The following is a 4,574-nucleotide window of genomic DNA, read 5'->3' as shown; positions in this document are numbered from 1 at the left end:
CTGCCCCCTGACAGCTCGGTCCATGCCCGGGGCGAGCTGGTTTTCTCCGGCTCTGGGCCCCGTAGTCTCTTCGTCCGAGAACGAAGTTCTTCTTGCCCGTCGGCACGGCAAGCGAGGCCACGCGGAACAGTCCATTTGTGGAAACGTTGAATGGTCGCACGCAGGATCCACGTGCGTAGCGCCCCAGGCAGCTCGGTCCGGATTTGTCCCCTGGGCCGGGCTGCTTCCTTTTGGCCATCGAGTGTGTGCCATTTCATACACAAACCCCAATGGATGACGGTATTGGTATTTCAGGGCACCAGTGAGATGAACGCCGCCGGGACGCTATTTCTAGCCCGGCGGCGCAATTTTGAACCCATCGAGGGCAGCGCGAGCGACCCGACGGAGACGAGAGAACCAAAGATCTTCAGCGCGAGGCGACCTGCTTATCGGTTGTCTTGGTTGGAAGCCTTATAGGGACTCGTGGCGTCGTGCTGACAACGCGCACGCTTCCGTCTGAAGCCCGACTTTTGAGGGTCTCCAAAACCAGAAAGAACTTCTCCGCAAGCATGGCGGCCTCCTCCCCTGGTCGGTGATTTGCGGAGCAAAGTATCTGCGCCCGCGCCACCGAACCAGCACACATGACAATCCTAGAATCAACCTGAGTCACCACGGGATAACTACGGGAGGCGAAGTAGGAACCAGCACCAACCGTGCGCGCACTACCCCAAGCAGGTCGACCGGCTCTCCGTGCCGGGCTGCTGGCCCTCGCGCTGGAGAGCGCATCCCGAGCCCGGCGGCGCATCGTTGAGAGAGCGGCGGGAAAGCAGCCGCTCCGCTCCCTATGCTTCAAAGCTAATTGCCACTTTTTCCCACCCTTCGTGAGGCAGCTCACATCGCCTCGCTCGGGCATGTCGGAGAGTGCCGGTAGCGGAGGGTCAAGCCATGGCTGAACCTGCGAAGCGAATACCGGACTGGTTAACAACCGACATCCTAATCATCGTCGTAGGGCTGACGGTTATCGGAAATCGGCCCGCGCATCGCCCTCCCCGCAAATCACCCCCGAAGACATTGTTGCCGATTGTCACCAACCGTGTGATCAGGATCGAGAGCGCTCGCCAGACCGCTAAAGCGATCAGGCGAACTGCGCGAGCCTTTAGCGCACCGCGCGCTCACTCGTCCTTGTAATCGACCCGATGGACTCTATCTTCAGTGCATGAACCTGACAGAAGTCCAAGACCAGGCAATACAAGCCCGCATGGCGCTGATCGTAGGCGCGAACACGTTTGACCGGCTGTTCGCGGGCATTCACTTCGATGAGCTCGACGGCGACATCCTATTCGTCTACGCGAAGGATGAGGAGATCGCGACCGAGGTGGAGGACAACTTCTCACTTCACATCCAGATCACGGCTTCTAAGATCTTGAAGCGCGAGGTCAACATCGTGATGGTCCTGCCGAAGCAGTTCGCTCACTGAATTCATGCTGTCGTAGCCGGCGCCTCTAGGGAACATCATCTCCGCGCGTCCGGCCGCCACCGATTGAATGCCGCCGGTTCAAAAAGAACAACCGATTGCCCGTGGCCGCTTCGGCATATTGGTCGATAGCAACAATGATTGCCTGGACGTGGTGAAAGCACCACCCTTCCCGCGTCGCCAACTGACGCACCTCCGCAAGGGCCTTGAAGAAGGGAGGTTGCTCCGGACTGTCAGAGAAGTAGTTCACCACTTCCGGCCTCCTAACACCTTGCCGGCGGTCGGCCCTGGCAACTCCTTCCTGAGCCTGTCGCGCTCGGCGCAAAGCCCTTCGATCTTCGCGAGCATCCGCTGCAGGAGGATTTCGGCAGACGCGGTACAGATCCCTGCCCGTTGTAGCTTCAAATGTCGTTTCGCTGACGCCCGACCTGGACGCGCATGTATTCGATTTGCCGACGGACGAACTCGAGATCCGGCATGGAGGCCCCTCTTCGTGGAGCTCATTACGAGAACGAAACGGGAACATTCTTTCAAGTTACAAGTTGGGACCGGAGCCAGATTTTTTGGAGGTTCATCATGGCCGACAACACGGAAAAGGACCCGAATGAGTGGGTTTCAGGACATGATCCGATGACGGGCGCCCAAGCGTCGTACCTCAAAACCCTTGCGGAGCAGGCGCACGAGCCCGTCCCTGGAGAGAAGGAACTCACGAAGGCAGAGGCGTCCGAGCTGATCGAGAAGCTGCGGAAGAAGGTTGGGTTGGGGAAATAGCCTGCCCTCCCGTCAGCGGCCGCCGTTCCGCACCGATCTCGCGGTGGAAAAGCAACTGCTCCCGCGTTTGCGAATCCCTGCCCTGTGCTAGCTCGCCGGAACGCAAGTTGAGCTGGCGGATTCGTTTCGCGCACCAGGAGCCTTCCAAATGCTGATGACCAGGGAACGGCGCGCGACGATCCGGACGCTGCGAGGATGGGCCATCTCCGTGCTGCAAGAAGCGGGCGCGATCCGCGAATGCGAAGAGCACGGGTGGATGCAGGACCGCGCCGACCGCATGCCCGCGATCGCGCCTTCGACATCGCCCGCCAGTACCCGCCGCTTGGCGTCTCGTCTCAGGCGGCCGCCGTCGCGCTCGCCGAAGTGCTGGACTCGATCGGCGACACCTGCCCGGGGTGCCCGCCCGAGGCCTGATGCCCTCCGGCGAAACCTTAGCCCTCCGCCATCGTCGCCGTTCTCACCTTTGCCCCGAAGGCGCCTGCTGCTGAGCGTTCGCGTTGTTCGGGTTTTTCTTGTTCGCCTCGTGATGGCCGACGACACACCCGGCCGCGGCGCCCAGCTTGCCGTGTCCCACCATATGGCCGGCGACGCCGCCGACGATAGCACCCTTGATGCAGCCCTTCGCGTCCGCCGCGGGCGCGAAAGCAAGCGAAATTGCGGCCACGCAAGCTGCCGCCGAAATCCATCTCATGTGCGTTCCTCCGGTCATGAAGATCGAGCAGTCAACGCGATCCGGTCGAACTCCGTTCCGGAGAAGCGAATGGCTCTTGCCGGCTAATCCTGCGCGCGCCGCAGGGCGGCTTGCAGCCGTTCTCTTTCCTTTTCCCACCGGTCGTCCTCGGCCCGCGCTCGCTTCCCGATAGCCTCGACCTCAACCTGAATAGCCGCGGCCTTTTTCGCATGCTCGCGCTCGGCCTTGTCCAGCGCCGCCTGCGCTTTTGCCGTCGCCTTTTCGCGCCGTTCGCGGAGCTCCTAGCGCCGGCGAGCGACCCAGACCCCAAGCAGAAAGGCAGCGAAGAGCGACTGCAACGGAGCCTTCACGGTGATCTCGCGCAGCCGATCGGCCCAGCGCATCGCGGCATCCTGTGAAGGCGACTGAGGCGGTCGCCGGTGCGCTTCCGAAATCTGCTCGACGCCGTCCTCGTTGATCAGTCCGGAAGCTTCCGTCATTGCCGAGGCATCTTTCATGTCCATAAGGCTCTCCTCCTCTGGCGTCAGGCCGACTGTCGCTGTTGCCTGCTCGCCGGCTTCTTCGCAGCCGTCTCCTTCGCCTGTTTCTTGCCTTGGATTGGCATCAGCATTTCCTTCTGGCCGGCCGTCGCCTTTCGCGGCTTCTTGGCCGGCTTGGCGACCTTCGCCGGCTCCACTTCTTTGCCGACGCTCCGCCGCAGCGCCTCCATCAGATCGACAACGTTCTCTCCGCGCGGTCGCTCCTTGGGGGTGATCGGCTTGCCGGCTCGCTTCTGGTTGATAAGGTCGATCAAGGCCGTCTCGTACTGGTCCTCGAACTTGTCGGGCTCGAATCGCCCCGACTTCTGGTTCACGATATGCTTGGCTAGATCGAGCATGTCTTTCGTGACCTTGACGTCCTGGATCTCGTCGAAATATTCGTCCTCGGAGCGGACTTCGTACGGGTAACGCAGCAGCGTCCCGACCAGGCCTTTGTCGACGGGCTCGAGCGCGATGATGTGCTCGCGGTTCGTTAGCACCACCCGCCCGATCGCAACCTTGTTCATTTCCCGGATGGTCTCGCGGATCACCGCAAATGCGTCGTGACCGACCTTGCCGTCTGGCCGAAGATAGTAAGGGCGGATCAGATATCGCGGGTCAATCTGCTCACGATCGACGAACTCGTCGATATCAATCGTGCGGGTCGATTCCAGCGCCACTTCTTCGAGCTCTTCCTTCGACACTTCGATGAAAGTGTCCTTATCAAGCATGTAGCCCTTGACGATGTCCTCGTTGGCGACCTCCTCGCCGGTGTCGGCGTCGACCTTCAGATACCTGATGCGGTGGCCGGTCTTTCGATTGAGCTGGTTGAACGAGATCTTCTCGCTCTCGGATGTGGCCGGGTACAGCGCCACCGGACAAGTCACGAGTGACAGACGCAGGAAGCCTTTCCAGTTGGCGCGGGGAGCCATGTACGCAGTACTCCGGTTTCGATGCGACTGGATTCAAGACGATCAAGGAAGGCTTGTTCCGACAATTCCCGCCCTTGCCGCTTCATTTTACTTTTAAAACCGCTGGCTGGCTTCAGGAAAACTGCGGCGTACCTTAGGTCGCGTGGACAGTTATGTTAGCCAGAGCAGAGTTGCGGCGATAGCGACGACAGCGAAGTAATTTCGTGCGG

6 protein-coding genes and 1 pseudogene are annotated in these 4,574 nt (G+C 60.7%); 3 read left to right on the top strand and 4 right to left on the bottom strand.

What is annotated here, in order from left to right; genetic code table 11:
- Window positions 1-1,237 precede the first annotated feature (1,237 nt).
- Window positions 1,238-1,456 carry a hypothetical protein gene (locus AC5ZGW_RS45430; RefSeq protein ID WP_349645144.1) on the top strand — a complete coding sequence of 73 codons (219 nt, stop codon included), beginning with the start codon at window positions 1,238-1,240 and terminating at the stop codon, window positions 1,454-1,456.
- 25 nt (window positions 1,457-1,481) lie between these two features.
- On the opposite strand, the gene AC5ZGW_RS45425 is transcribed toward AC5ZGW_RS45430, so the two are convergent.
- Window positions 1,482-1,706 carry a hypothetical protein gene (locus tag AC5ZGW_RS45425; protein ID WP_130231620.1) on the bottom strand — a complete coding sequence of 75 codons (225 nt, stop codon included), beginning with the start codon at window positions 1,704-1,706 and terminating at the stop codon, window positions 1,482-1,484.
- Window positions 1,707-2,029: 323 nt separating this feature from the next.
- On the opposite strand from AC5ZGW_RS45425, the gene AC5ZGW_RS45420 reads away from it, so the two are divergent.
- Both AC5ZGW_RS45420 and AC5ZGW_RS45415 read left to right on the top strand, forming a co-directional pair.
- Window positions 2,030-2,224: a DUF3072 domain-containing protein gene (locus AC5ZGW_RS45420; RefSeq protein WP_130231618.1), complete on the top strand. Its 195-nt coding sequence runs from the start codon at window positions 2,030-2,032 to the stop codon at window positions 2,222-2,224.
- 148 nt (window positions 2,225-2,372) lie between these two features.
- Window positions 2,373-2,638, top strand: a pseudogene (locus AC5ZGW_RS45415) (hypothetical protein).
- A gap of 43 nt (window positions 2,639-2,681) precedes the next feature.
- On the opposite strand, the gene AC5ZGW_RS45410 reads toward AC5ZGW_RS45415, so the two are convergent.
- The 3 genes from AC5ZGW_RS45410 to ku all read right to left on the bottom strand — a co-directional run bounded on the left by AC5ZGW_RS45410 (window position 2,682) and on the right by ku (window position 4,365).
- The gene (locus tag AC5ZGW_RS45410; RefSeq protein WP_130231616.1) at window positions 2,682-2,915 is read right to left on the bottom strand and encodes a hypothetical protein; all 234 of its coding nucleotides are present in this window, start codon (window positions 2,913-2,915) and stop codon (window positions 2,682-2,684) included.
- Window positions 2,916-3,196: 281 nt separating this feature from the next.
- Complete coding sequence (locus AC5ZGW_RS45405) at window positions 3,197-3,418, bottom strand: hypothetical protein (RefSeq protein WP_130231614.1); 222 nt, start codon at window positions 3,416-3,418, stop codon at window positions 3,197-3,199.
- Window positions 3,419-3,438: 20 nt separating this feature from the next.
- Window positions 3,439-4,365: a non-homologous end joining protein Ku gene (gene ku / locus AC5ZGW_RS45400; RefSeq protein ID WP_130231612.1), complete on the bottom strand. Its 927-nt coding sequence runs from the start codon at window positions 4,363-4,365 to the stop codon at window positions 3,439-3,441.
- Window positions 4,366-4,574 lie beyond the last annotated feature (209 nt).

This window comes from Bradyrhizobium sp. Crot121 (genome assembly GCF_059512385.1).
This window is presented reverse-complemented; position numbering and strand designations above follow the sequence as displayed.

Coding starts and splice junctions, on each gene's coding strand:
- AC5ZGW_RS45405 (WP_130231614.1), bottom strand. CDS start 3,418: ATGGACATGAAAGATGCCTCGGCAATGACGGAAGCTTCCGGACTGATC.
- ku (WP_130231612.1), bottom strand. CDS start 4,365: ATGGCTCCCCGCGCCAACTGGAAAGGCTTCCTGCGTCTGTCACTCGTG.
- AC5ZGW_RS45430 (WP_349645144.1), top strand. CDS start 1,238: ATGGCGCTGATCGTAGGCGCGAACACGTTTGACCGGCTGTTCGCGGGC.
- AC5ZGW_RS45410 (WP_130231616.1), bottom strand. CDS start 2,915: ATGAGATGGATTTCGGCGGCAGCTTGCGTGGCCGCAATTTCGCTTGCT.
- AC5ZGW_RS45420 (WP_130231618.1), top strand. CDS start 2,030: ATGGCCGACAACACGGAAAAGGACCCGAATGAGTGGGTTTCAGGACAT.